Below are 26,304 nucleotides of genomic sequence, written 5' to 3' on the forward strand. Positions count from 1 at the left end.
TGGGGGATGATATTATATTGTCTCCTTTTTTGATTTTTATTATTGCATATTATCAACTATTTTCTACCAAAATCGGCAGGAATTTCTCCCCAAGCTTTGGTTTCCCATTTTACAATTACCGTATTATAAGTATTGTTTTTTAGCCAATAGATAGCTCTATCTACCAAATCGAATACAGGTTTGTTTTTTTCGCTACGTTTTAGTTTGGTATTACATTTTTTATTTTTCACCCAGCTTATAGCAGTTTTAGAGTCGGTATATATTATTCTATCGCTATTGTTTTTTTTAAGTAGGGCTAAACCATGAACAATGGCTAAAAACTCACCGATATTGTTAGTGCCTTCTTCAAAAGGACCTTGAATAAAAAGTTGTTCTTTGGTTTTGGTGTCTACACCTCGGTACTCCATTTTACCAGGGTTACCGCTTGATGCCGCATCAACGGAAATAGAATTATAATTGGGTTGTCCTATTTTTTTAAGTTGAACTTCCGTAAGTTCACTTTTTAAGGATTTGTTTTTACCTATATAATCTTTGTAATTTCCTTTCAGCGCTTTTTTTGCTGCTTCAAAAGTTAAAAACGATTTGTATTGAGCGCCTTCAAAGTTTGATATTTGAGCTTTACAATCATCCCAAGTTTCAAAAACACCAGTTTTATGGCCCTTCCAAACGGTATAATATTTCTTTTTCTTTTTGCTCATTTACATCATTCTTCTAAAAAAGGAAACCTATTCAAATGTTACTGTTAATCGTGCCCTAATAATAGTTTGCTTACTACTTTGGGAAAGTGTTCCATTTCTAATTCGTGAATTTTTGCAGCAACATCTTCAGCTGAATCTGTTTTTTCAACTTGACATTTAGCTTGAAAAATAATAGCACCTTCATCATAATGTTCATTAACATAATGAATGGTTATCCCTGTTTCAGTTTCATTATTAGCCACCACAGCATTGTGTACATGCATGCCATACATCCCTTTACCTCCATATTTAGGTAATAAAGCAGGGTGCACATTAATCACTTTGTTTGGGAATTCACTTAAAATATGATCTGGAAATTTCCATAAAAAACCAGCCAAAATAATAAGATCTGGTTTGGCTGCTCTTAAAATGTTTAACACATCGTCTGTTTCTGAAAGGGCTATTTTGTTGAATGACAGTGCGCTAACTTTAAGCTTTTTAGCTCGCTCCAAAACTTTGGCATGAGGATTGTTACTGAGTACTTGAATAACAGACGCATTATCGCTGTTGTGAAAAAACTTAATTAAATTTTCAGCATTAGTACCACTTCCGGACGCAAAAATTACAATACGTTTCATTTTACAGACTATAGTGTTAAATATTGTTCAAACAAAAAAAAGAATAATTATTAACAATTAGAAGGTAAAAACTAAATACTTAAAAGTAATTTTAGTAAATTACCAACACATTTTTAAAGTAAAAGTGTATTATAAAATAAAGTTTTTTATTTTTGCCAACTAATTAAAACATTTAAATTAAAAGATTATGTCAGACATTGCATCAAGAGTAAAAGCGATTATCGTAGACAAATTAGGAGTAGATGAGAACGAAGTTGTTACTGAAGCTAGCTTCACAAACGATTTAGGAGCAGACTCTTTAGACACTGTAGAATTAATTATGGAATTCGAAAAAGAGTTTGATATCCAAATTCCAGACGATCAGGCTGAAAATATCGCAACAGTAGGTCAAGCTATTTCTTATATAGAAGCTGCAAAATAAGCAAAAAACAAGCAAATACTTTATGGAATTAAAGCGAGTTGTAGTCACAGGATTAGGAGCTTTAACACCAATTGGCAATACCAAAGAAGAATATTGGGAAGGCTTAATTAGTGGAAAAAGTGGGGCTGCGCCTATAACATATTATGATACCGAAAAGTTTAAAACAAAGTTCGCTTGCGAATTGAAAAACTTTAACGTAACAGATTTTATCGACAGAAAAGAAGCGCGAAAAATGGATAAGTTTGCACAATACGCCATGGTGGCTGCAGACGAAGCTATTGCCGATTCTAAATTGGATTTAGATAAAGTTAATAAATTACGTGTTGGTGTTATTTGGGGTGCAGGAATTGGTGGTTTAGAAACCTTTCAGCAAGAAGTTTTGAACTTTGCTGCCGGTGATGGAACACCGAGATTTAACCCGTTTTTCATTCCTAAAATGATTGCAGACATAGCGCCAGGTAATATCTCTATAAAACATGGTTTTATGGGGCCTAATTACACAACGGTCTCTGCTTGTGCGTCTTCGGCTAATGCTATTTTTGATGCTTTAAACTCTATACGTTTAGGGCATACAGATATAGTTGTTACCGGTGGAAGTGAAGCAGCAGTTACTATTGCTGGTATGGGTGGTTTTAACGCGATGCATGCGCTATCTACTAGAAATGAAAGTCCTGAAACAGCCTCTCGTCCTTTTGACGCTACAAGAGATGGTTTTGTTTTAGGTGAAGGTGCAGGAGCACTTGTTCTAGAAGAATACGAACATGCTAAAGCAAGAGGAGCTAAGATATATGCAGAATGCGTTGGAGGAGGTTTATCTTCTGATGCTCATCATATGACAGCGCCACATCCAGAAGGCATTGGTGTTATTGCAGTAATGAAAAATTGTTTGGAAAATGCAGGCCTTAGACCGGAAGATGTAGACCATATTAATACACATGGTACTTCTACCCCGCTAGGAGACGTTGCAGAATTAAAAGCAATTTCAGAAGTGTTTGGAAGTCACGCTAAGAACATAAATATTAATTCGACAAAATCAATGACTGGGCACCTTTTAGGTGCAGCAGGAGCTATAGAAGCAATTTCGGTTATATTGGCTATGGAGCATGGTATAGTACCACCAACAATAAACCACACGACTGTAGATGAAAACATTGATCCTGAATTAAATTTAACCTTAAACAAGGCTCAAAAGCGAGACGTAAAAGTAGCAATGAGTAATACATTTGGATTTGGCGGTCATAACGCTTGTGTATTGTTCAAAAAATTAGATTAAATCCCGAATGGATAAAATTCGTAACATACTAAATTCCCGTTTTAAACGTAACGGGAATTTTTTTATGGAATTAAGTAAAATCCTTGGGTTTAAACCAAAAAATCTTAAATACTACAAAAGAGCCTTTACGCACCGGTCTATGAACATTAGAGACCCTAAAGGCAATGCATTTAATTATGAACGTTTAGAATTTTTAGGTGATGCCATGTTAAGCTCAGTAATTGCATCACATTTATACCTTGAAGTACCGAGTGGCGATGAAGGTTATTTAACCAAAATGCGATCTAAAGTTGTAAGTAGAGAGCATTTAAATGAGCTAGGTAAAGATTTAAAACTTATTGACTTGGTGGAAAGTAAAATCCCTCCAGGACAGTTTGGAGACAATATCCATGGTAATATATTTGAAGCTCTAATAGGAGCTATTTTTCTAGATAGAGGGTATAAATATTGCGAGAAGTTTATTTATAAACGCGTTATTACCCCTTATGTTGATATCGAAACTTTAGAAGGAAAGGTTATAAGCTATAAAAGTTTGCTAATTGAATGGTGTCAAAAAGAAAAAAAGACTTTTGGTTATAATGTTTATGAAGATACTGGAAATGACGATGTACGACATTTTTCAGTAAAATTATCGGTAGACGAAAAAGTTATTGCTAAAGCCAGAGCAACTTCAAAGAAAAAGGCAGAAGAAAAAGCTTCCAAACGTGCCTTTTTTGCTTTCCAAAGCAGAATGTCAAAGATGCTATAATCTTCTTACTTTTCATTAATTTTACTAAAACGTTTTAGTGGTTTTTCTTTGTAAGAATAGCACAATCTTAATATAACTGAACGTTTTTAATACTATATTTACGAAATTTAAAATAAGTTATGGCTGTTCACAAACTTATTCTTGATGATGCTTTTGAGGAGGCATTGTATACTTTAATTGCAATTCATTGCAGACTTGAAGATTATCGTTTAGCATATCTTCTCAATAATCATTTAGGTATAACCCTCGCTAGAAAAGCATCAGATTTAGATTATAACAATGGACAAGTATCTTATTCAATATTTGAATGGGAAGACCAAAAACAATTAGTAACATGGAGTTTGGTTTCTAACATTTGTAAAACCGAAGAATTTCAGAAAACAGATTATAAGTCGTTATTCGACAACCAAGAAAATATAACCAAAACATTTCAATTAGTGCCAGAGTATAAAACTGTAAATTATTTTTTAAAAATAGACAGTGAAATCAGTTTTAGTAAAGAAAAATATATTATCGATAGTATATTAAAATTACCTCAAATTGCTACTGCTTACAGTGTTGATTCTAACACTTTGAAATCTAAAGAGAATTTAATATTTAACTAATGTCAATAAATAAAAAAACCAAAATAGTAGCAACTCTAGGTCCAGCTACAAGTACGAAAGAAGTTTTAAAAGGCATGCTTGAAGAAGGCGCTAATGTTTTTAGAATAAACTTTTCTCATGCCGACTATAAAGATGTGAAGGAACGTATTCAAATGATTCGTGAGCTAAACGAAGAGTACGGATACACTGCCGCTATACTTGGAGATTTACAAGGGCCAAAACTTCGTGTGGGAGTTATGAAGGAGGAAGTAGTTGTAAACCCAGGAGACGAAATAATTTTTGCAACAGGCGAACGTTTTGAAGGCACTAAAGAACGTGTTTATATGACCTACGAAAGGTTCCCACAGGACGCGAATCCTGGAGAACGTATCCTTTTAGACGATGGAAAATTAATTTTCGAAGTTGTTTCTACAGATAAAAAGAAGGAAGTAAAAGCAAAAGTTATTCAAGGGGGACCATTAAAATCAAAAAAGGGAGTTAATCTTCCTAATACTAATATTTCACAACCGGCGTTAACAGAAAAAGATATAGAAGATGCTATTTTTGCCATCAAACAAGATGTTGATTGGATTGCACTTTCATTTGTGCGTCATGCTGAAGATTTAATGCAATTACGAGATTTAATTGCTAAACATGCAGACCACAAAATTCCTATTATTGCGAAGATTGAAAAGCCAGAAGCAGTAGAAAATATAGATAAAATTGTAGCACATTGTGATGGTTTAATGGTTGCACGTGGCGATTTAGGAGTAGAAGTTCCAGCTGAGGAAGTACCACTAATTCAAAAGCAATTGGTGTTGCGTGCTAAAAAAGCAAGAATTCCGGTAATTATTGCTACGCAAATGATGGAAACCATGATTTCTAGCTTAACACCAACACGAGCTGAAGTTAACGACGTTGCAAACTCTGTTATGGATGGCGCCGACGCTGTAATGCTCTCTGGAGAAACTTCCGTAGGTCAATACCCTGTGCAAGTTATCAAGCAAATGGCAAATATTTTAAAGAATGTAGAAAATTCTAAGTTAATTCAAGTTCCTCAATTGCCACCTCATATTCGTACCAATCGATACATCACAAAATCAATATGTTATCATGCCGCAAATATGGCTAATGAAATTAATGCAAAAGCTATATCCACATTAACCAATAGTGGGTATACTGCATTTCAGATTTCAGCTTGGAGACCGTCATGTCATATCTTAGTATTTACTTCAAACAAGCGTATTTTAACACGTTTAAGTTTACTTTGGGGTGTACGTGCCTTTTATTATGATAGGTTCGTAAGTACCGATGAAACCATTGAAGATGTTAACAAAATTGCATGTAAAATGGGCTATTTAGATGTGGGCGATATGCTTATAAGTTTAGCAGCGATGCCAATTCAAGCCAAAGGAATGGTAAACACATTACGTGTAACAGAAATAGAAAGCTGCAGTTTTTAAGCTAGTTTTAATTAAAAATATACGTGTAAATTTTATCTCTTAATCATATGAAGTTGATACAGAATAATTTAAAATTAATAGCTGCCATAGCCATACTTATTTATAGTACAAATACGATGGCACAGTCAACAAGCGTCGTTGTTATTGATAGTACTTCGAAGAAAGAAAGTAGATTGAAATTTGCATGTGGATTTGGATTGAATTTTGTCGGGGCAACAAACATAAGTTTATCTCCAAATTTAATTTATAGAGCAAGTGATAAAATTAACCTAGGTTTTGGATTACAGGGTAGTTATGCAGCTGTAAAAGACTTGCAAAAAACAACTACATTTGGCTTTAATGCCATTAGTATTTATACACCAACAAAAAAATTCAGCATGTTGTTAGAGTTAGTTCAACTCAATGTAACTACCAAAATAGAAACTCCAATAGAAGATAAAAATAGTTATTGGGATACCGCACTTTTTGTAGGCGCAGGGATTAATATAACCAATAAATTTACAATTGGAGCAAAGTATAATTTACTCTATAATGAAGACGAAAGTGTTTATACAAGCCCTGTTGTGCCTTTTGTAAATATTATATTCTAGGATAAGCTTTATTACGCTAGTTCATATTTTCATGATTTGTTTTGAGAAATAAAGTATGGGGAGCGTCAATATAACCTTAAGCTAAAACTCAAACTTTAGTTGTACACTAACACTTTTTTTAATTTCGGGAGTTTTCTTTTTTTTGTTGTTTAAATTAGATAGTGAAATACCCAACAATCGTACTGAATTACTTAGTCGTTCTTGGAATAATAAATCTTTAGCAGTTTCTAAAATCACACTTTTATCACTTATAAAATAAGGCAATGTTTTACTTCTAGTTTGTAGTGTAAAATCACTATATTTTATTTTTAAGGTTAACGTTTTTCCTGCAACATTACTTTTGTTTAAGCGTCGTGCAACTTCTTCAGAAATATGGTCTAATTTTTCAAGCATAAAAACTTCAGAAGACAAGTTTTCAGAAAATGTGCGTTCAGCAGCTAAACTTTTTCGGGTTCTATCGGGTTTCACTTCACTGTCATGAATACCTCTAACAATGTAATAATAGTAGCGTCCAGACTTTCCAAAATTTTCATCTAAATACTGCAAAGATTTTTGCTTCAAATCTAATCCAGTAAAAATGCCTTTTTGGTACATTTTTTCAGCAGTTACTTTACCAACTCCATAAAATTTTCTAATATCTAATTGTTCTAAAAACGATAATACCTCTTCCGGATTTACCGTTTTTTGTCCGTTTGGTTTATTATAATCACTAGCAACTTTAGCAATAAACTTATTTATAGAAATTCCTGCCGAAGCGGTCAATCCAACTTCATTTAAAATACGTTTTCTTATATCTTTAGCTATTAAAGATGCACTTGGGTTACCTTTTTTATTTTGGGTTACATCTAAATAGGCTTCATCCAGAGATAATGGTTCCACCAAATCGGTATAATCATAAAATATTTTTCTAATCTTTTTTGAAATTTCGGTATATCTGTCAAATCGAGGGCGTACAAAAATTAAATCAGGGCACAATTTTGCAGCCAATGCCCCTGCCATCGCACTTTTTACACCATAAGTTCTGGCCTCATAGCTAGCTGCACTTACCACGCCTCGCTTACCACCACCACCAACAGCAATAGGTTTTCCATTTAATTCTGGGTTATCCATTTGCTCTACAGAGGCATAAAATGCATCCATATCTACATGAATAATTTTTCGTATTGGTAAATCGGTAGACATAGTGTAAATTTATGAATTCATAAGTTTGAAAGATATCTTATATAAGTTAAAAAAAAATCTCGTTTTTGCGAGCTTTATTATGATAGAAATTGAACGTAAATTTTTAGTGCTTTCGTCAGATTTTAAAGAAGAAGCATATAAGAAAACAAGAATAATTCAAGGCTTTTTAAACACTCACAAAAAGCGTACGGTACGAGTGAGATTGATTGATAATGAAGGTGTTTTAACCGTTAAAGGGTTGTCTTCTAAAAACGGTTTATCGCGTTTTGAATGGGAGAAAGCAATAACAAAAGAAGATGTATTAGAACTTTTAAAATTATGCGAACCCGTTGTAATTGATAAAATTAGATATCTTGTTAAAGCTGGAAATCATATTTTTGAAGTTGATGAGTTTCTCGCAGACAATGAAGGATTAATTATTGCTGAAATTGAATTGAAAAACGAAAACGAAACCTTCGAAAAACCATTTTGGTTAGGAAAAGAGGTTACAGGAGATATAAAATATTATAATTCGCAATTAAGTAAACAACCCTATAACACTTGGAATACATGAAAAAAATAATTGTATTACTTTCAATTACGGCCATTTTATTGAGCTGTAAAGAAGAGGCCAAAGCATCTATTGCAGACATAAAAGAACAATCTGAGGGGGAAATAAAAGACATAGTGAGCACCGAAGAAGTGGCTCCAGAAATCATTGAGGAAGTTCCTGAAAAGACAATAAAACAAATAAAAGAAGAGCTTAAAACTAAAGGCTTTAAAACTTTTGACTATGTAGATGAAAAAACCAAAGACACATTTTTGATGCAGCAATATTTCTTGGTGTTTTTGAAGAAAGGTCCAATTCGAGGTCAAAATGAAGAAGAGGCGGCAGAACTTCAAAAATTGCATATGGAACACTTAGCTAAAATGTACGAACTAGGTTATGCTGATATTTCTGGGCCATGTGGAGACGATGGCGATTTAAGAGGCATTACCATTTACAACGTCCCTAATTTAAAAATGGCAGATAGTTTAGCAAATGCCGACCCAATGGTAATAGCTGGTCGATTACAAACTGAAGTTCATCCATGGTGGGCAGCCAAAGGTTTCATGTTAAGATAATGATTAGATTTATAAAGCCCCATTTATCTAAAATCAATGTTATTGTAACTATTGCATTATTATTGATTCATTTTGTAATTAAAGAAAGCACTCATTTCTTTTCATTGCTATATTACACCTTCCCATTACCTTTAATAATCTGTGCTGTTATTTTCTTTTCATTTTTTCTAAACAAAAAAATCAGAAGAAATAATCTACTTCTGGCATGCTTACTTTTAGTAGTGTGGCTGGGAAGAAGTTTTAAAATAAATACATCTGAAGTCATTCAAGAAACAGATATTGAAATCGTTTTTTGGAACGCCACCCACAAGAGAGAACTTGAAGATGTTTTTAGTCGCGTTGAAAATATACCTGATATTGTGGTTCTCGTAGAATATCATGCTAAAGAATTAGAGGCTGATAAATTAAGATTCCCAAATTATTTCTTTTATTGGCATGCGGATAGTGAGATTGGTGTTTTTTCGAAAAAACCTATAAACATAAAAAGAGTGCTTGTTGCCAAAGATGAAACAGCCATTATAAATTTTGAAACAAATCAATTAAATTTTTATGCAATTGATGTGGGTTCGAGCTTAATTGTATTTCGAAAAGAGCAAATCAATTTCGTCATGAAATCGATTAAAATCAACAAAAAAGCCATAGTTTTAGGAGATTTTAATTTACCTCTAGAGTCGAAATATTTAGAGGATATCAAATTGAATTTCAACAATGTTTTAACCGAAAAAGGAAATGGTTTTAGAGAAACTTGGTTTTGGAATTTACCCTTGTTATCAATCGATCATATCTGGGTTTCAAAAGATTTACGTATTGTAAATGCTGAAAAAATAGGTACTTTTAAATCTGATCATAGCATGATCAAAACGGTGATTAGAGATTGAACAAGTTACTTAAATTGTCAAAAGATTTCTGAAAGAATATAATATCTTCCCTTCAATGTTTAATTGTTGATTGTTTTTTCAATAATATTGTTATCTAAATAATGTAAATAAGCATTTATCATCAATTATAGAACTTCTTTATTAATAGCGGTTATTATTTGTGCTTTTATTCAAAAAATGAATGCACAATTAGGATTTTGTACAGGAAATTCTGGAGATCCAATTTTTACAGAAACGTTTGGAGCTGGAACAACAAATGTGGAATTACCTCCTGGAACAACAACCTATACCTTTGCAAATACGTCTCCTAACGATGGTTTTTATACGGTTTCTAGCAACTCTAATTGGTTTGGTTGGCATAATATTACAGATCATACTAATGGTGATACCAATGGCAGAATGTTAATTGTAAATGCCGATTTTACTGCAGGTGAATTTTACAGAACAGCTATTAGCGGATTATGTGAAAACACAACTTATGAGTTTTCTTCGTGGATGATGAATTTACTTCCTGCATCGGGATGTGGAGGTGTAGGAATTCCAATTAATGTGAAATTCGAAATTTGGGATAACACCGACACTAACCTATTAGCGAGTGGCGATACAGGAGATATTACAGGTACTTCAAGCCCAAACTGGCAACAATACGCACTAGTTTTTCAAACATTACCAAGCCAAACATCTGTTATTTTAAAAATGATAAACAATGGTGTAGGCGGTTGCGGAAACGACTTGGCTTTGGATGATATTGTTTTTAAGTCTTGCGGAGATTCTGTTGTTATAGAAGACTCGTCAAGTACAAATATAACAAACATTTGTGAAGATGAGGGACCTTTTACTACAACTTTAACTGCAACCCCAGACTTCACTATATTTTCATCACATTTTTATCAATGGCAAGAAAGTACAGATGGTATCAATTGGGTTGATATTCCAGGAGAAACGAATACGAGTTACACCGCTTTAGCTATTACAGCCACAACCTTTTATAGAGTAAAAGTCGCAGAAGACATAATCAATGTCAATAACGATTCGTGTAATTCTACTTCGGAGATTTATGAAATTAGAATCGTAGAGCTCCCTAAAGCACCTTTGAGTAATGGCGATTTAATAATTTGCGAAAACGATGACACTGCTCTAACGGTTACAACTCCAATAGATATTACTGTAAATTGGTACGATGCTCCTACGGGTGGAAATTTACTTCTGGCAAATAGTAACTCATATAAACCTAATACCACTGGTATCTATTATGCCGAAGCAGTAACTCAAGTAGCAAATTGTTCTTCGGATACAAGAACAACTATGCAAATAGAATATCTTGAGACCCCAGAAGTAACAGATGAAACTATCACCTTCTGTGAAAATACCAACATAAATATACACGCCAACCCAACAAACCCTACTGCTGTAACTTCTTATCTCTGGAATACAGGAGCAGATACCGAGAGTATTGAAGTTTCAAATTCTGGTACTTATACCGTTGAGGTTGCTAATAATTCATGTAGCGTAATAAAATTCATAACGCTAACACAAATTGAAAATCCAATAATTGATGTCGTAGAATCAGAAGGTACCAGTATTATAATTACCACAACAAATACGGGCAATTTTTTATATTCTCTTGATGGTTTTAACTATCAATCGAATCCTGTGTTTTCAAACATTGAAGGTGGACAATATACCATTTATGTTAAGCATCAAGATTGTAATCAAGTAACCACCACTCAGCACATCCATTTTCATATCCCAAAGTTCTTCACGCCTAATAATGATAACGCTAATGACACGTTCAATTTAAAAGGTATTGAATTTTATAATTCTTCTCAAGTGTCCATTTTCGACAGGTATGGAAAACTATTGAAAATAGCTATTAACTCTGCCTTTTCTTGGGATGGAACATTCAACAATCAGCAACTGCCATCAGGCGATTATTGGTACATTGTAATTGTAGAAAATCAAAAATTTACTGGACATTTCACCTTAAAACGATAATTCGAATTTCATTCAATCGATTAGTTCAGTTTCCAAATTCTTCAACTCTAATAAATTAAAATCGGTGTACTTTAACTAATTTTTAAACATTCCGATATACAATTCGTCTTTATCATTCATAGTAGCTCTAAACATGCCTTGGGTATTAAATTCCATAGCCATATTTCCATTCTTATCAATAGCAACTATCCCTCCTGTGGCACCTTGTTCTCCAATGGATGGTAACTTGTTTTGAATTACTTCTTTTGCTGCCTCTTTAAGACTTAATCCTTTATATTCCATAAGGGCAGAAATATCATAAGCTACCATGCCGCGGATAAAAAATTCGCCCCATCCTGTACTTGAAACTGCACAAGTGTTGTTATTGGCGTAAGTTCCCGCCCCGATAATAGGCGAATCTCCTATGCGACCCCAACGTTTGTTGGTCATACCGCCTGTTGAGGTTCCTGCTGCTAAATTACCATACTTATCTAATGCGGCACAACCTACGGTTCCGAATTTAGAGTCATTTATATCGTCATTATAAAATGAAGCCACTTTATTTTTATTAGAGTCTTGAACTCGCTTTAATGACTTTAATTTTTGTTCGGTAATAAAGTAGTTGGGTTCAACAATTTCTAACCCTTGTACTTTTGCAAACGTTTCAGCACCATACCCAGAAAGCATCACATGTGGTGATTGATCCATTACAGCTCGAGCTAAATTAATTGGGTTTTTAACGGTTTTAGTTCCTGCCGAGGCTCCTGCATTTAGGGTTTGTCCATCCATAATGGAAGCATCGTGTTCATTGATGCCTTCGAAAGTTAAAACAGCGCCTTTTCCAGCATTGAAAAGCGGGGAGTCTTCTAATATAGTTATGGTTTTTTGTACCGCATCTAAACTCGTGCCTCCATTTTTCAAAATGTCATAGCCTACGCGAATGGCTTCTTCTAGTTTTTGGCGGTATTCTGCTTCTTTTTCTTCGGATATATTATCGCGCCTAATGCTTCCAGCTCCACCGTGAATGACAATTGAAAATTCAGCTTTTTTAACTTCTTTTTGAATAGTTTCAGGACTGCTTTTAGAATCGTTTTTACAAGAAAAAACAATCAAAAATGTAAAAATTAAATAGTAAAATGTTTTCATGAAATATGAATTGAATTGCAGACTAAGTTAACAATTTTATAGTTAGTAAATATTAACAAAATCGACTTTTAATTAGTATATTCGCAATTAATTTCAATATAGTTAATAAATCAATAATTTATGAATACAATAGCGACCAATTTCGGTATAGATAAAGCACTTCAAATTTTAGGAATACAAGCGTTAAATAATGGAACTTCTACTGGAACAAATCAATTTTCTAGCGGAGAAATTATTGAAAGCTATTCTCCTGTTGATGGTCAGCTAATTGGAAAGGTAAAAACAACATCAAAAGCTGATTACGAAAACGTAATGCTAGCTGCGACTTCTGCCTTTAAAATATGGAGGACTACACCTGCGCCGCAACGTGGAGAAATTGTACGACAGTTTGGAGAAAAATTAAGAGAAAAGAAAGAAGCCTTAGGTAAATTGGTGTCTTATGAAATGGGTAAAAGCTATCAAGAAGGCCTAGGTGAAGTTCAAGAAATGATAGATATCTGTGATTTTGCTGTAGGTTTATCGAGGCAGCTTCATGGTTTAACAATGCATAGCGAAAGGCCCGGACATAGAATGTACGAGCAATATCATCCATTGGGTGTTGTTGGTATCATTTCAGCATTTAATTTTCCAGTAGCAGTTTGGGCTTGGAACACTGCTTTAGCTTGGGTTTGTGGTGATGTTTGTGTTTGGAAACCTTCGGAAAAAACACCTTTGTGCGGAGTTGCCTGTCAGAATATCGCGGCCGAAGTTTTTGCAGAAAACAATTTACCTGAAGGGATATCATGCCTAATAAATGGAGATTATAAAGTGGGTGAGTTTATGACCAAAGATACTCGAGTGCCTTTAATTTCAGCAACCGGTTCTACCCGAATGGGAAAAATTGTGGCACAAGAAGTAGCTGGACGTTTAGGGAAATCTCTTCTAGAATTAGGTGGAAATAATGCCATTATTGTTACACCTGATGCCGATATAAAAATGACAGTAATAGGTGCTGTGTTTGGAGCTGTTGGTACTGCAGGACAACGTTGTACATCAACGCGTCGATTAATTATTCATGAATCAGTTTATGATAATGTTAAAAATGCCGTTGTTGACGCGTATAAGCAATTGCGTATTGGAAATCCTTTAGATGAAAAAAATCATGTTGGACCATTAATTGATAAGGATGCCGTAAAAATGTATAAAATGGCCTTAGAAAAAGTGGTTGAAGAAGGCGGAAAAATTGTCGTAGAAGGCGGTGTACTTTCAGGAGAAGGTTATGAAAGTGGTTGTTATGTAAAACCTGCAATTGCCGAGGCAAAACCAGAATTTAAGATTGTACAGCATGAAACTTTTGCTCCTGTTTTATACTTATTAAAATATGAGGGCGATGTTGAAAATGCTATTGATATTCAGAATAATGTAGCTCAAGGATTAAGTTCAGCTATAATGACGAATAATTTGCGTGATGCTGAACGGTTTTTATCTGTTCAAGGCTCTGATTGTGGAATTGCAAATGTTAATATAGGAACATCTGGTGCCGAAATAGGTGGTGCTTTTGGTGGTGAAAAAGAAACTGGAGGCGGTAGAGAATCTGGTTCTGATGCTTGGAAAATATACATGCGTAGACAAACAAATACAATTAATTATACAACCGAATTGCCTTTAGCACAGGGCATTAAGTTTGATTTGTAATTTAGGGTTTCACTAAAATAGTTAAAAACCGTTTCAATTTTGAAACGGTTTTTTTTTGTAACTTCTTAGTCCAGATTAAACCATTTTAAAAAGTTGAAGTCTAAGAGTTTGCAACCATATTATTAAAGAAGGTTTGATTATTAAGATTACTACTCTATGAAAGCTAAGCACATTCAACATTTATACAGACGAATTGGTTTCGGAATTTTGCCTTCTACTTTAAATGAGTTATCGAAAAAAAGCAAGAAAGAAGTCATTCAAAATCTTATCATTTCTTCAAAAAATGTGACGCCTCTAGAAGTTGATACTTCTGAGATCATAGCTATTGTAAGTGGTAATATGATGATGAATTCTAAATTGGACCCAGAAACACGCAGAAAAATTCAAAAATTAAGTCGTAAAAAACAGTTAGAATTGAATGTTTCATGGATTGAGAGACTAACGCATTCATCGGAAATTTTAAGGGAAAAAATGACCCTCTTTTGGGCCAATCATTTTGTGTGTGAAGATAACAGTATCACTTACATCCAACAATTCAATAATACACTTAGAAAGCATGCTTTAGGCGATTTCAGAGATTTTGTCAACGCCATTTCAAAAGAAGCAGCAATGACAAAATATTTAAATACAAAACAAAATAAAAAACAAAAACCTAATGAGAATTTCGCTAGAGAATTAATGGAGCTATTTACATTAGGTGTGGGCCATTATACCGAAGAAGACATTAAAGAAAGTGCTAAAGCATTTACAGGTTATAGTCATAATTTACGCGGTGAATTTGTTTTTAAAAAACGTGCGCATCATGAAGGGCAGAAAACCTTTTTTGGAAAATCCGGTAACTTCTCTGGAGAAGATATCATCAATATTATACTAGAGCAAAAACAATGTGCCAAATATATTTGCGAAAAAATATACCGCTATTTTGTTAATGATACTCTTGATAATAAGTATGTTAATGTCATGACTGATGTGTTTTACAAAGATTATAATATTGAAAATCTGATGCGATTCGTATTACAATCAGATTGGTTTTATGATGAAAAAAATATAGGGACAAAAATAAAATCACCAATTGAGCTTTTAGTAGGTATGAAAACTTTGGTGCCTACAGAATTTAAGAATCCTAAACAATTATTATACATTCAAAGATTACTTGGTCAAACCCTGTTAGACCCTCCAAATGTTGCAGGTTGGAAAGGTGGTAAAAGTTGGATTGATAGCAATACCATTGTTCTACGTTTAAAACTGCCTTCTCTTTTACTGAATGAAGCTTATATTTCTAAGGCAAAAGATGGACAAGAAGATGCGGGGATGCAAATAAAAAAGGAGTTTTTTAAGAAAAATTATGGCAAGCGTTTTAAAGCTGAAGCAAATTGGAAATATTTCAATACGCAGTTTAAAAATGTTAGAATAAGCGAATTTCAACAGCATCTTTTAGCATGTGAAGTAAATGAAACTACACAACAATATTTAAATACTTTAGAAAAAGTGTCTAAAAAAGAATACTGTGTACAACTTATGTCGCTTCCTGAATATCAAATGTGTTAATTATGGACAGAAGAAAATTTTTAAAACAGTCATCCTTAGCTAGTAGCTTGTTTTTTGTTCCTAGTTTTGTAAAGGCATTCGAAGAAGTGGCAAGTAATAAATTAGGTTACAAGCGTTTGGTAATCATTCAACTATCAGGAGGTAATGATGGTTTAAATACGGTAATCCCTTTTAGAAACGATTTGTATTATAAAGAGCGTCCAGCCTTAGCTCTATCGAAAAAGGATATTATAAAACTTAATGATGAAATCGGACTTCATTCTAGCCTAGAACCTTTAAAAAAACTATATGATAAAGGTTATTTATCAATTATAAATAATGTAGGCTACCCAAATCCGGTGAGATCTCACTTCAGGTCTATGGATATTTGGCAAACAGCAACAGATTCAGATACTTATTCTCAAAACGGTTGGGTGGGTCGTTATTTGGATCATTATGGAAAAAACTCGCACAGCGCCATTGAAGTTAATGAAAGCCTATCGTTAGCCATGAAAGGCGAAAACCTTAATGCCATTGCAACTCAAGATGCTAAAGCGCTATACAATTTATCTAAAGACCCTTATTTTAAAAACCTTAATAGACATCAAAATGATGCACATTTAAGCGAGCATAATTTAGGGTATTTGTATAAATCCATGATAGCTGCAGAATCTTCAGCAAAATATATTTATGAAACCAGTAAAACAGTTACAAGTCTTCAAGAGTATCCAAACAATAAATTTGGGAAACAGCTAAAAACTACTGCGCAATTCATCAATTCAGGATTGCAAACGAGAGTGTTTTATACTTCTTTAGGAGGGTTTGATACACATGTCAATCAGTTAAACACTCAAAAAAAATTATTAGGTCAATATGCTAATGGAATTGATGCTTTTGTTCAGGATTTAAGAAACAATAATACTTTTAAAGACACGTTAATATTAACATTTTCTGAGTTTGGTCGTCGCGTAAAGCAAAATGCCAGTGTAGGTACAGACCATGGTACTGCCAATAACGTTTTTGTAATTGGCGAAAACTTAAAAAAACAGGGAGTTTATAATAATATGGCGAGTTTAAGCGATTTAGACGATAATGGAGATTTAAAATTCGAAATAGATTTTAGAACTATTTATGCTACTGTATTAGATAAATGGCTTGAAGTAGATGATAAAAAAGTCCTCAATAAATCTTTTAATCAATTGGATTTCATTTAAATTAATTTAGGCGTTACCGCAAGGGTCGGGCTTTTTGCTATATCTTTTTTAGAACGCATTTTAGGAGCAAAGGTTATCGCTTACAGTTAAATTGTAATTTAAGGCAAAGTTTGTAGCTATTGTGTTCTAAAAAAGGATGTCGCGGCAATCCCTAACGCAGTTCACAATTATCAATGAATTTATTGGCATTATAAAGAAATAAGAAACAAAAAAACCTTGACTCTGTTTCGATTTGGAGCACAAGGTTTTATAAATTGATTAATAGCACTGCAAATGTACTACTTTTTCTATAATCTCAAATGGATGAATGTTAAAAAACTGTTAACTTATTAACATTTGTTAACTATATTTTACTTTTCTAAGGATACGTAATGACTCTTTGTAAAGATCATAAACTTCTTTATTATATGCTTTTAAGTATGGCTTAGCTTCATTTAATTTATCTATGGCATTATGGAATAAATTTAAATAACAAATTAAATAGGTGGCAGGTAAATTTTTTAAATCTATTTCTTCTCTTGCGGTTAAAGTTATCCCTTTTTTAAGTTTTTCTAACAGCGTATTATTGATATTGTAAATATGGTGAAGGTCTTTTTTATCAAATTGAGGTGGTTCAAAGAGTAAACGCGTGTCAATATTATATTGTGCATTATCTTCAAATTTTATAATGGTTTCTTCTAATTGATAATATTTGTTTGAATTTTGTAAACCCAAATTCACATATTCAATAATTTTAAAACTATTGTCATCAATGTCTATAGAGACTTCATCTAGAGCCGAAAAAAACAAACGCACCTGCTCATTTATGAGTTCAATATCTACTCTAGAAAAGAATATTTCATCTTTTATAATTTTTTTCTGACCCGCCCAACACACTACAAAATATTCTTTAAAAACTTTGTATTGGGCATTAAAATCTACTCGTGTGTTCATAAACTCGAAAACACCGTTTAGTGTATGTTCAATATTGTTTTGAGCATGTTTTTCAATGGCTTCAACAATTTTAGAGTTCACATCCTTTATCTCTATATCGAAAACTTTAGGCATACTCATGCTTCCGTCTCTAAAGAAAACCGAACCACCGTAATATTTCCAAATGTTTTTTCTTAGCGACGTGATTTTTGCTGTAGATCGAATAGTAACTAACCCCACAACTTTATCATCTGGTAAATGCGGAAATGGAATGTTTTCATACTGAACAATAGGCGGATTAGTTAAGTATGCATTTATTAAATTCTGAATTTTGCTATCATCAAAAAAATCAACTCCGATGATGTTGTTGTCTTCATCTTCAACACCAATAACTATATATGAATTATTATCAGGATTGCTATTCGAAAGGGCACAAACGTGTTTTAAAAACTTCGCTTTTCCTTCTTTATGGCTAATATCAATTTTACGCTTTTTGTCATAAAAACTATTCTCATCGTTATGAGCCAATAGATGTTTTATAAGTAGGCGTTTGTTAATCATAATTTTCAATTCCTAAGTAAGTAGAAATTTATCTTTTGTTTATAATTCTTTTTTTACTGTGACACTATTAGCCTGAGCAGTCGGGAACACCAACAAATCGGCTATATTAACATGAGCGGGTCTCGTTACGGTAAAGTAAATAATTTCGGCAATATCTTTGGCTTGTAAAGCCTTAAAACCTTGATAAACCGTATTTGCTTTGGCATCACCTTTAAATCGCACTTGAGAAAATTCGGTTTCTACTAAGCCTGGGTTTATAGAACTTACTTTAATCCCAAATGGGTTTAAGTCTATACGCATGCCTTCCGTAATTGCTAAAACTGCATGTTTACTAGCGCAATATACGTTGCCTTTAGGGTAAACTTCTTTGCCTGCCGAAGATCCTATGTTAATAATATGCCCAGATTTTCGATCCGTCATTTGTGGAATTACCGCTTTACTAACATATAACAGCCCTTTTACATTAATATCCATCATAGTATCCCAATCGTCTACACTACCTTCATGTATAGGGTCTAAACCATGCGCATTTCCCGCATTATTTATTAGAATATCAATAGTATAAAATGGTTTCGGTAAACCCTTTATAGCCTTAAATGTTTCCTCTTTATTTCGAACATCAAAATTTAAAATATGTACATCGGTTAGACGCTCTAAAGCATTTTGTATGCTATTCAAACGTTCTAATCGTCTTCCACAGAGCACCAAATTAATACCTTGTTTTGCAAATTCATACGCGGTGGCTTCACCAATACCGCTTGTAGCTCCAGTAATAAGGGCAGTTTTTTTCATTTGTAGTTGTATTATTCTGATTATAAAAATAATTAAAAGGGCAACATATTTAGAAGCCATTCAATTTTAAAAAGAATCGATTAATCAGTAATTAAGATAAACTTATAATAATTATTTGTTAAATACCACAATCATTGATATTCGTTGGTATTTTTAACCATTTTTTAACACCACTGCACTATTTTTTTTAACATTTTGCAGTCCTTAAAAACAAAGTGTAAATTCGAGCTTTTAATAATATAAGAAATGATGGAAGAAACAGGGACAATTGATATTAAAACAATTAACGAGAAAATTGAAAAGGAAAGTGCTTTTGTTGATTTACTGATGCTGGAAATGAATAAAGTCATTGTAGGCCAAAAACACATGGTTGAACGTTTGTTAATTGGTTTATTGGGGCAAGGTCACATTTTACTTGAAGGTGTGCCTGGATTAGCAAAAACATTAGCAATTAATACGTTAGCACAAGCTGTAGATGGAAGTTTTAGTAGAATTCAATTTACGCCAGATTTATTACCTGCCGATGTTACTGGGACACTAATTTACAACATGAAAGTAAATGATTTTTCAATTAAAAAAGGTCCTATTTTCGCAAATTTTGTTTTAGCAGATGAGATTAACAGAGCACCTGCAAAAGTGCAATCGGCTTTATTAGAAGCTATGCAGGAAAAACAGGTAACTATTGGCGATGAAACGTTTGTTTTAGATAAGCCATTTTTAGTAATGGCGACCCAGAATCCTGTAGAGCAAGAAGGAACCTATCCTTTACCAGAAGCGCAGGTTGACCGTTTTATGTTAAAAACCGTAATAGATTATCCAAAAATAGACGAAGAGCAATTAATAATGCGTGCTAACATGAAAGGTGCATGGGAAACTGTGAAATCTGTAGTTTCAACAGCTCAAATTCTAAATGCCCAAAAGGCAGTTAGAGAAGTGTATATGGATGAGAAAATTGAAAAATACATTTTGGATATCATTTTTGCTACGCGTTATCCAGAAAAATATAGACTTCCGGCTTTAAAACCATTAATTTCCTTCGGAGCATCGCCTCGTGGAAGTATCAATTTAGCAACAGCAGCAAAATGTTATGCATTTATTAAGCGTCGTGGATATGTAATCCCTGAAGATGTGCGTGCCGTAGTTTATGATGTGTTAAGACACAGAATTGGTATTACCTATGAAGCAGAAGCTGAAAATGTAACTTCAGAAGATATCATCAACAAAATTGTAAACGAGATTGAAGTACCTTAAAATTGACAATTGATAATTGACAGTTGATTATTAAATAAAACTAATCAATAAAAAATATTCAATAGACAATTGAAAAATGGATACTAAAGAATTACTAAAAAAAGTTCGTAAAATTGAGATCAAGACACGCCGTTTGTCTGATCATATTTTTGGAGGTGAATACCATTCTACTTTCAAAGGGCGTGGTATGACTTTTAGTGAAGTGCGACAGTATCAATTTGGCGATGATGTTAGAAATATAGATTGGAATGTAACGGCACGTTATAACGAACCTTTTGTTAAGGTTTTTGAAGAAGAACGCGAGCTTACCATGATGCTTATGGTAGATGTTTCTGGTTCCGAGATGTTTGGAACATCACAGCAATTTAAAAATGAAGTAGTAACAGAAATAGCCGCAACTTTAGCCTTTTCGGCTACTCAAAACAACGATAAAATTGGTCTTATTTTATTTTCAGACCAAGTGGAATTATACATTCCTCCTAAAAAAGGACGTTCTCATGTATTGCGTATTATTCGTGAACTTATTGAGTTTAAACCAGAAAGTAAAAACACCAATTTAGCCGAAGCTTTAAAATTCATGCAAAACGTTATGAAGAAAAAAGCGATTGTTTTTGTACTGTCAGATTTTATTGCCGATGACTATCGCCAAACCATGAAAATCGTTTCAGGAAAGCACGATGTTACTGGCATCAGGATTTATGATAAGCATGAAGAGGAAATCCCAAATTTAGGAATGGTACAAATGCAAGATGAAGAAACTGGCGAGCTTATGTTGGTGAATACGTCATCAAAAAAAGTACGACTTAATTATGGTAAATTTTATCATCAAAAAGTAGAATATTTTAGAGAGAGTTTTACCAAATCAGGAGCAGGAACTATTGATTGTCGGGTAGATGAGAGTTACGTTAAAAAACTTTTAGGATATTTCAAAAGACGAGGATAAAGAGATTAACCATTTATGAATAGCACATTACGATATATGAATAGAATATGCTCCATCTTCGGATTACCGTCTTTGGTCATATATTCTATTTTCTTTTTTCTATGTTATTTTTCAGCTTCAGCACAAGTAACTTCTTCTATTGATTCTACATTAATAAAAATTGGAGAACAAATTACGTATCATATTCAGGTAGAAACAGACACGACAGATTTAGTGGTTTTTCCAGAAGGCCAAACTTTCATACCTCTTGAAATGATTGAGTCTTATGATATTGACACACTAAAGAAAAAAGACAAATACAACCTAATAAAAAAATACGGATTAACTCAGTTTGATTCTGGAGCTTACACCATTCCAAGACAAAAAATAATTATTGGCGACAAAACTTTTTTCACAGACTCACTTAAAGTTGAAGTTAATAATGTTGAGGTTGATACCACTCAAGGTCTTTACGATATTAAACCGATAATTGCGGTTAATAAAAAAGGAAGTAATTGGTGGAAATATGTATTGCTTACGCTCCTTATTCTGGGTGTTTTAGCATTTTTATTGTTCTGGTTTATTTGGCGCAAAAAACCATTAACTGAAGACCAAAAAATAGCCCTTTTACCACCATACGATAGAGCGAAATTAGCCTTGAAAAAATTAGACGAAAGCTCATATTTAGAAAATCAAAATTTAAAAGATTATTATTCGGAGTTAACGTTCATAATAAGGAATTATCTTGATGAAAAAGTATATGATAAAGCTTTAGAAAGCACAACAGATGAACTAATATCTAGACTAAATTTACTTAAAGAAGCCAATCAAGTTGATTTGAGTAATGAGGATATAAAAAATCTTGAAAGCATTTTAAAACGTGCCGATTTAGTAAAATTCGCAAAATCTGCTCCAGATGTTGAATTGGCTAAAATGGATAGAGAAACTATCGATGTTGAGATTGACCATGTAAAAGAAGCATTGCCAGAACCAACCGAAGAAGAAAAGCTTCTTGATGAAAAATACAGAGAAGAACAAGAACGAAAAAAGAAACGTAAAAAGATTTGGTTAACTGTAGGGATTAGCATCTTTTTATTACTCGCTACACTAACAGCATTATCTGTAAAATATGGTTTTGATTTTGTAAAAGACACCATTATTGGTCATGATAGTAAGGAGCTTTTAGAAGGCGATTGGGTTCGAAGCGAATACGGATTTCCGCCGATTACCATTTCAACTCCAAAAGTTTTAAAACGAATGGATGCTGGTTTATCTGAAGAATTAGCTGCACAAGTTGATATTACGTTATTTGGATACGGTACGTTAATCGACAAGTTTAATGTTGTTGTAGCCACATCGAAATACAAAAATTTAGGTGATAACAAAATCGATTTAGAGCAAGTTATTGATGGGAATTTAAAAACTTACGAAGCCGCAGGAGCACAAAATATTATTACTAAAAGAGATAAGTTTGTTACGCCAAATGGAGCCGAAGGGTTAAAAGTATACGGTTCGCTTCAAATGCCGGCATATCCAGGTTCTGAGAGTTTAGAAAATGGCAAATATGTCATATTGGCTTTTAACGCAGAAAATGTGGTACAGCAAGTGTCCTTATCTTGGAAAGAAAATGATACTTACGCAGACCAGATGGTGGAACGTATTTTAAATTCAGTTGAACTTAAACCAGCAGAAGAGTAATGTTTGAAGGGATTGAATTTGTAAATAAAGAGATGTTTTGGTTGCTATTGGCGTTTCCTCTGGCTATACTTTGGTATTTGTTAAAGCATAACAAACAAACGGCAGAGTTAAAAATTTCAAGTTTAAAAGGTTTTAAAATCACAAATTCTTGGTTGCCAAAACTCAGGCATTTATTATTTGTATTACGTCTAATAGCATTAGCGTTACTAATAACTGCACTTGCAAGACCTCAGTCTGTTGATGTTTCAACCAAAACTAAAACTACGCGAGGTATTGATATTGTAATGGCTATAGATGTTTCGGCGAGTATGTTGGCTAAAGATTTATCACCAAACAGATTAGAGGCCTTAAAAAAGGTGGCTGCAGAATTTATTAAAGGAAGACCTAACGACAGAATTGGTTTAGTAGAATACGCAGGCGAGAGTTATACAAAAACGCCAATTACTAGCGATAAAGCCATAGTGCTACGCTCATTAAAAAGTATAAAATATAACACCATTATTGAAGGAGGTACCGCTATTGGTATGGGTTTAGCAACTTCAGTAAATAGGTTGAAGGATAGTAAAGCAACAAGCAAGGTCATTATTTTATTAACCGATGGTGTCAATAATTCTGGATTTATAGACCCTAAAATAGCTAGTGAATTGGCTGTAGAATATGGCATAAAAACATACACCATTGGGCTTGGAACTAATGGTATGGCATTGTCGCCAGTGGCTATTTTACCAAACGGTAATTTTCAATACGGTCGAATTCAAGTGGAAATAGATGAAGAGTTACTAAAAGAAATTGCTGAAGTTACCGGCGGAAAGTATTTTAGAGCTACCGATAACAAGAAGCTTGAAGAGATTTATGATGAAATAAACAAACTTGAAAAAACAGAAATTGAAGAATTTAAATATTACAATTACGAAGAAAAGTATAGACCATTAGTCATTCTAGCAGGATTGTTCTTGCTTATGGAATTACTATTGCGTTATACAATTTTTAGAAGTTTTATATAAAATAAAAGAAGAAGAGTGTTTCAACTTGAAGAAAAAATATGGTTTTGGGGATTAGCAATTATTCCAATAATTCTGCTCCTCTTTTTGGCGCTCCATTTTTGGCGATATAAAACGCAGAAAAAGTTTGCAGAAGCCTCTTTGTTAAAAAGATTGAGCCCTAATAGATCGGTATTTAAATCTGTTTTAAAAGCGCTGGTTTTAAGCTTAGCTTTTCTTTGTTTAATAATTGCGTTAGTAAACCCTAAAATTGGCACAAAACTAGAAACGGTAAAACGAGAAGGTGTCGATATTGTTTTTGCTGTCGATGTTTCCAAAAGTATGTTGGCAGAAGATATTGCACCAAATCGATTGGAAAAATCGAAGCAATTAGTCACTCAAATCATTAATAATTTAGCAAGTGACCGCGTTGGCATTATTGCTTACGCAGGAAAAGCTTTTCCGCAATTACCAATTACAACAGATTATGCTTCGGCTAAAATGTTTTTACAAAGCATGAATACCGATATGTTGTCTTCACAAGGAACTGCCATTGATGAAGCCATAAAATTGGCAAGAACTTATTTTGATGATGAAGAGCAAACCAATCGGGTATTAATTATCATTTCTGATGGTGAAGACCATAGCGAAGTGGCTGCAACTGTTGCCGAAGAAGCTAGTGAAGAAGGTATTAGAATTTTCACAATTGGAGTTGGCGATGTTAAAGGCGGACCAATTCCAGAAAAACGAAATGGTATAGTTTTAAACTATAAAAAAGATAACCAAGGCGAAACGGTTATTACAAAATTAAACGAAGAAACACTACAAAATATAGCCGCTGAAGCCAACGGCGCTTATATTAATGGTAAAAATACGAACGATGTTGTTGAGAATATTCGTGAAATTTTAAATGCCATGGATAAAACTGAATTTGAAGCCAAAGAATTTGCCGATTTTAAAGATCAATTTCAATGGTTTTTAGGTTTCGGAATTTTCTTGTTATTAATTGATGTGTTCTTATTAGAAAGAAAAACAGCATGGTTAAAGAAGTTAAATTTATTTAATGAAAATCTTTAGAAAAATGAAACTCTATTGAAACACAGGCTAGCGGTGAGCAGTCAAGAGATTAATTTATAATTTTTTTAACGAACAAAACAACTAAGGTTTTATAAATTAGAAATAAAAAATGATTCGAAACATAGTACTTTTATTATTAGTGATACCTTTTATTTCTTTCGCTCAGGAAGTAAGTAAAGAACAACTTATGGCTGCAAAAACAGCTAATAATTTTGTTTATGAAGGCAACGAATTATTAGAAGATGAAGATTTCGTTTCAGCAGAAATGGCCTACCGTAAAGCCATTGCTAAACAATATTCAACCGAAGCCGGAGCTTACAACTTAGGGACATCTTATATTAAAAGTGGCAATTTTGACGAAGCATTATACCGTCTAGAACAAGCCACAAAAATTGCAAATTCTAAATCAGAAAAACACAAAGCCTTTCATAATATTGGTAATCTTTTAATGGAAAATAAAAAGTGTATGGAAGCTGTTGAAGCCTATAAAAATGCACTAAGAAATAATCCTGCCGATGATGAAACACGATACAATTTAGGTGTTGCTAAAAAATGCGCTGAACAACAACAGGATCAAGACGACCAGAATAAGGACGACAAAAAAGATCAAGAAAAGAAAGACGACAATAAAGAAAATCAAGATAAAGAGAATCAAGAAAATAAAGACCAAGAGGGCGATAATAAAGACGATAAAAAGGAAGAAGGCGACGAAGATAAAAAGGAAGGTGAAGACGAAAAAGATGATGAAGGGAAGCCTAAGGATGAAGAAAAAGATAAAGGTAAAGGTGATGAAGACAAGAAAAAGGAACAGCCAAAGCCGCAACCTGGTCAGTTGTCTCCGCAGCAAATAAAAAACTTGTTAGAAGCTATGAATAATCAGGAACAAAAAGTTCAGGAAAAAATGAATGCTGAAAAACAAAAAGGTGTTAAAATAAAAACTGAAAAAGACTGGTAAATAAACCTTGAAGATAGATTCCGTATTGTCATGCTAACCGCAGTCAAAGCATTTCGATTTAAT

The 26,304-nt window shown here is 33.4% G+C and carries 25 protein-coding genes; 19 read left to right on the top strand and 6 right to left on the bottom strand.

Features of this window, described 5'->3' with window-relative positions; genetic code table 11:
* Positions 1-56: 56 nt before the first annotated feature.
* Both BUA46_RS07585 and purN read right to left on the bottom strand, forming a co-directional pair.
* Positions 57-698 (bottom strand): ribonuclease H1 domain-containing protein, encoded by a 642-nt coding sequence (locus tag BUA46_RS07585; RefSeq protein WP_019386860.1) that lies wholly within the window; start codon positions 696-698, stop codon positions 57-59.
* A 44-nt stretch (positions 699-742) separates the two neighbouring features.
* Positions 743-1,315 (bottom strand): phosphoribosylglycinamide formyltransferase, encoded by a 573-nt coding sequence (purN, locus tag BUA46_RS07590; RefSeq protein WP_019386859.1) that lies wholly within the window; start codon positions 1,313-1,315, stop codon positions 743-745.
* 187 nt (positions 1,316-1,502) lie between these two features.
* Here purN and BUA46_RS07595 point away from each other — a divergent pair, with 187 nt between their 5' ends.
* The 6 genes from BUA46_RS07595 to BUA46_RS07620 all read left to right on the top strand — a co-directional run bounded on the left by BUA46_RS07595 (position 1,503) and on the right by BUA46_RS07620 (position 6,394).
* Entirely contained in the window at positions 1,503-1,736 is a 234-nt protein-coding gene (locus BUA46_RS07595; RefSeq protein WP_007647141.1) for an acyl carrier protein, read from the top strand.
* A gap of 22 nt (positions 1,737-1,758) precedes the next feature.
* A complete protein-coding gene (fabF, locus tag BUA46_RS07600; protein ID WP_019386858.1) occupies positions 1,759-3,009 on the top strand; it encodes a beta-ketoacyl-ACP synthase II in 1,251 nt (416 codons plus the stop codon).
* Between the two features lie 7 nt (positions 3,010-3,016).
* Positions 3,017-3,757 carry a ribonuclease III gene (rnc, locus tag BUA46_RS07605; protein ID WP_026009968.1) on the top strand — a complete coding sequence of 247 codons (741 nt, stop codon included), beginning with the start codon at positions 3,017-3,019 and terminating at the stop codon, positions 3,755-3,757.
* A gap of 119 nt (positions 3,758-3,876) precedes the next feature.
* The gene (locus BUA46_RS07610) at positions 3,877-4,362 is read left to right on the top strand and encodes an IPExxxVDY family protein (RefSeq protein WP_019386856.1); all 486 of its coding nucleotides are present in this window, start codon (positions 3,877-3,879) and stop codon (positions 4,360-4,362) included.
* Entirely contained in the window at positions 4,362-5,804 is a 1,443-nt protein-coding gene (gene pyk / locus BUA46_RS07615; RefSeq protein WP_019386855.1) for a pyruvate kinase, read from the top strand. Before BUA46_RS07610 ends, pyk begins: the two co-directional genes overlap by 1 nt.
* A gap of 47 nt (positions 5,805-5,851) precedes the next feature.
* On the top strand, positions 5,852-6,394 hold the full coding sequence (locus tag BUA46_RS07620; RefSeq protein ID WP_019386854.1) for a hypothetical protein: 543 nt from the start codon (positions 5,852-5,854) through the stop codon (positions 6,392-6,394).
* Between the two features lie 81 nt (positions 6,395-6,475).
* Here BUA46_RS07620 and dinB read toward each other — a convergent pair whose 3' ends face one another.
* Positions 6,476-7,576, bottom strand: a complete 1,101-nt coding sequence (gene dinB, locus BUA46_RS07625; RefSeq protein ID WP_019386853.1) for a DNA polymerase IV — start codon at positions 7,574-7,576, stop codon at positions 6,476-6,478.
* A gap of 79 nt (positions 7,577-7,655) precedes the next feature.
* Here dinB and BUA46_RS07630 point away from each other — a divergent pair, with 79 nt between their 5' ends.
* The 4 genes from BUA46_RS07630 to BUA46_RS07645 all read left to right on the top strand — a co-directional run bounded on the left by BUA46_RS07630 (position 7,656) and on the right by BUA46_RS07645 (position 11,553).
* Positions 7,656-8,129: a CYTH domain-containing protein gene (locus BUA46_RS07630; RefSeq protein ID WP_019386852.1), complete on the top strand. Its 474-nt coding sequence runs from the start codon at positions 7,656-7,658 to the stop codon at positions 8,127-8,129.
* Entirely contained in the window at positions 8,126-8,680 is a 555-nt protein-coding gene (locus BUA46_RS07635) for a YciI family protein (protein WP_019386851.1), read from the top strand. The genes BUA46_RS07630 and BUA46_RS07635 overlap by 4 nt, the downstream gene beginning before the upstream one ends.
* Positions 8,680-9,558 carry an endonuclease/exonuclease/phosphatase family protein gene (locus BUA46_RS07640; protein WP_019386850.1) on the top strand — a complete coding sequence of 293 codons (879 nt, stop codon included), beginning with the start codon at positions 8,680-8,682 and terminating at the stop codon, positions 9,556-9,558. The genes BUA46_RS07635 and BUA46_RS07640 overlap by 1 nt, the downstream gene beginning before the upstream one ends.
* Before the next feature lie 177 nt (positions 9,559-9,735).
* Complete coding sequence (locus tag BUA46_RS07645) at positions 9,736-11,553, top strand: T9SS type B sorting domain-containing protein (RefSeq protein WP_019386849.1); 1,818 nt, start codon at positions 9,736-9,738, stop codon at positions 11,551-11,553.
* A 75-nt stretch (positions 11,554-11,628) separates the two neighbouring features.
* Here the strand turns inward: BUA46_RS07645 and BUA46_RS07650 are convergent, their stop codons facing one another.
* The gene (locus tag BUA46_RS07650) at positions 11,629-12,678 is read right to left on the bottom strand and encodes an isoaspartyl peptidase/L-asparaginase family protein (protein ID WP_019386848.1); all 1,050 of its coding nucleotides are present in this window, start codon (positions 12,676-12,678) and stop codon (positions 11,629-11,631) included.
* Between the two features lie 120 nt (positions 12,679-12,798).
* Between BUA46_RS07650 and amaB the strand changes: the two genes are divergently transcribed.
* From amaB to BUA46_RS07665, 3 genes are all read left to right on the top strand, one after another.
* Positions 12,799-14,352 (top strand): L-piperidine-6-carboxylate dehydrogenase, encoded by a 1,554-nt coding sequence (gene amaB / locus BUA46_RS07655; RefSeq protein WP_019386847.1) that lies wholly within the window; start codon positions 12,799-12,801, stop codon positions 14,350-14,352.
* Positions 14,353-14,508: 156 nt separating this feature from the next.
* Positions 14,509-15,900, top strand: coding sequence for a DUF1800 domain-containing protein (locus BUA46_RS07660; protein WP_019386846.1), 1,392 nt, complete (start codon positions 14,509-14,511; stop codon positions 15,898-15,900).
* 2 nt (positions 15,901-15,902) lie between these two features.
* Entirely contained in the window at positions 15,903-17,093 is a 1,191-nt protein-coding gene (locus tag BUA46_RS07665) for a DUF1501 domain-containing protein (protein WP_019386845.1), read from the top strand.
* A 339-nt stretch (positions 17,094-17,432) separates the two neighbouring features.
* Here the strand turns inward: BUA46_RS07665 and BUA46_RS07670 are convergent, their stop codons facing one another.
* Together BUA46_RS07670 and BUA46_RS07675 are read right to left on the bottom strand one after the other, a co-directional pair.
* Positions 17,433-18,566, bottom strand: a complete 1,134-nt coding sequence (locus BUA46_RS07670) for an ATP-binding protein (RefSeq protein ID WP_019386844.1) — start codon at positions 18,564-18,566, stop codon at positions 17,433-17,435.
* Between the two features lie 39 nt (positions 18,567-18,605).
* Entirely contained in the window at positions 18,606-19,358 is a 753-nt protein-coding gene (locus tag BUA46_RS07675; RefSeq protein ID WP_026009966.1) for an SDR family NAD(P)-dependent oxidoreductase, read from the bottom strand.
* 249 nt (positions 19,359-19,607) lie between these two features.
* Between BUA46_RS07675 and BUA46_RS07680 the strand changes: the two genes are divergently transcribed.
* The 6 genes from BUA46_RS07680 (at position 19,608) to BUA46_RS07705 (ending at position 26,241) form a co-directional block, all read left to right on the top strand.
* Positions 19,608-20,609: an AAA family ATPase gene (locus BUA46_RS07680; RefSeq protein WP_019386842.1), complete on the top strand. Its 1,002-nt coding sequence runs from the start codon at positions 19,608-19,610 to the stop codon at positions 20,607-20,609.
* Positions 20,610-20,685: 76 nt separating this feature from the next.
* Complete coding sequence (locus BUA46_RS07685) at positions 20,686-21,552, top strand: DUF58 domain-containing protein (RefSeq protein ID WP_019386841.1); 867 nt, start codon at positions 20,686-20,688, stop codon at positions 21,550-21,552.
* Positions 21,553-21,588: 36 nt separating this feature from the next.
* Complete coding sequence (locus tag BUA46_RS07690) at positions 21,589-23,229, top strand: BatD family protein (RefSeq protein WP_019386840.1); 1,641 nt, start codon at positions 21,589-21,591, stop codon at positions 23,227-23,229.
* Positions 23,229-24,233 (top strand): vWA domain-containing protein, encoded by a 1,005-nt coding sequence (locus BUA46_RS07695; protein WP_019386839.1) that lies wholly within the window; start codon positions 23,229-23,231, stop codon positions 24,231-24,233. The genes BUA46_RS07690 and BUA46_RS07695 overlap by 1 nt, the downstream gene beginning before the upstream one ends.
* 15 nt (positions 24,234-24,248) lie before the next feature.
* A complete protein-coding gene (locus BUA46_RS07700; RefSeq protein ID WP_019386838.1) occupies positions 24,249-25,286 on the top strand; it encodes a VWA domain-containing protein in 1,038 nt (345 codons plus the stop codon).
* 109 nt (positions 25,287-25,395) lie between these two features.
* A complete protein-coding gene (locus tag BUA46_RS07705; RefSeq protein ID WP_019386837.1) occupies positions 25,396-26,241 on the top strand; it encodes a tetratricopeptide repeat protein in 846 nt (281 codons plus the stop codon).
* The last annotated feature ends 63 nt before the right edge of the window (positions 26,242-26,304 follow it).

It is taken from the genome of Algibacter luteus, assembly GCF_900141715.1.
GTDB classification, from domain to species: domain Bacteria; phylum Bacteroidota; class Bacteroidia; order Flavobacteriales; family Flavobacteriaceae; genus Arenitalea; species Arenitalea lutea.

Coding starts and splice junctions, on each gene's coding strand:
- BUA46_RS07585 (WP_019386860.1), bottom strand. CDS start 698: ATGAGCAAAAAGAAAAAGAAATATTATACCGTTTGGAAGGGCCATAAA.
- purN (WP_019386859.1), bottom strand. CDS start 1,315: ATGAAACGTATTGTAATTTTTGCGTCCGGAAGTGGTACTAATGCTGAA.
- BUA46_RS07595 (WP_007647141.1), top strand. CDS start 1,503: ATGTCAGACATTGCATCAAGAGTAAAAGCGATTATCGTAGACAAATTA.
- fabF (WP_019386858.1), top strand. CDS start 1,759: ATGGAATTAAAGCGAGTTGTAGTCACAGGATTAGGAGCTTTAACACCA.
- rnc (WP_026009968.1), top strand. CDS start 3,017: ATGGATAAAATTCGTAACATACTAAATTCCCGTTTTAAACGTAACGGG.
- BUA46_RS07610 (WP_019386856.1), top strand. CDS start 3,877: ATGGCTGTTCACAAACTTATTCTTGATGATGCTTTTGAGGAGGCATTG.
- pyk (WP_019386855.1), top strand. CDS start 4,362: ATGTCAATAAATAAAAAAACCAAAATAGTAGCAACTCTAGGTCCAGCT.
- BUA46_RS07620 (WP_019386854.1), top strand. CDS start 5,852: ATGAAGTTGATACAGAATAATTTAAAATTAATAGCTGCCATAGCCATA.
- dinB (WP_019386853.1), bottom strand. CDS start 7,576: ATGTCTACCGATTTACCAATACGAAAAATTATTCATGTAGATATGGAT.
- BUA46_RS07630 (WP_019386852.1), top strand. CDS start 7,656: ATGATAGAAATTGAACGTAAATTTTTAGTGCTTTCGTCAGATTTTAAA.
- BUA46_RS07635 (WP_019386851.1), top strand. CDS start 8,126: ATGAAAAAAATAATTGTATTACTTTCAATTACGGCCATTTTATTGAGC.
- BUA46_RS07640 (WP_019386850.1), top strand. CDS start 8,680: ATGATTAGATTTATAAAGCCCCATTTATCTAAAATCAATGTTATTGTA.
- BUA46_RS07645 (WP_019386849.1), top strand. CDS start 9,736: ATGAATGCACAATTAGGATTTTGTACAGGAAATTCTGGAGATCCAATT.
- BUA46_RS07650 (WP_019386848.1), bottom strand. CDS start 12,678: ATGAAAACATTTTACTATTTAATTTTTACATTTTTGATTGTTTTTTCT.
- amaB (WP_019386847.1), top strand. CDS start 12,799: ATGAATACAATAGCGACCAATTTCGGTATAGATAAAGCACTTCAAATT.
- BUA46_RS07660 (WP_019386846.1), top strand. CDS start 14,509: ATGAAAGCTAAGCACATTCAACATTTATACAGACGAATTGGTTTCGGA.
- BUA46_RS07665 (WP_019386845.1), top strand. CDS start 15,903: ATGGACAGAAGAAAATTTTTAAAACAGTCATCCTTAGCTAGTAGCTTG.
- BUA46_RS07670 (WP_019386844.1), bottom strand. CDS start 18,566: ATGATTAACAAACGCCTACTTATAAAACATCTATTGGCTCATAACGAT.
- BUA46_RS07675 (WP_026009966.1), bottom strand. CDS start 19,358: ATGAAAAAAACTGCCCTTATTACTGGAGCTACAAGCGGTATTGGTGAA.
- BUA46_RS07680 (WP_019386842.1), top strand. CDS start 19,608: ATGGAAGAAACAGGGACAATTGATATTAAAACAATTAACGAGAAAATT.
- BUA46_RS07685 (WP_019386841.1), top strand. CDS start 20,686: ATGGATACTAAAGAATTACTAAAAAAAGTTCGTAAAATTGAGATCAAG.
- BUA46_RS07690 (WP_019386840.1), top strand. CDS start 21,589: ATGAATAGAATATGCTCCATCTTCGGATTACCGTCTTTGGTCATATAT.
- BUA46_RS07695 (WP_019386839.1), top strand. CDS start 23,229: ATGTTTGAAGGGATTGAATTTGTAAATAAAGAGATGTTTTGGTTGCTA.
- BUA46_RS07705 (WP_019386837.1), top strand. CDS start 25,396: ATGATTCGAAACATAGTACTTTTATTATTAGTGATACCTTTTATTTCT.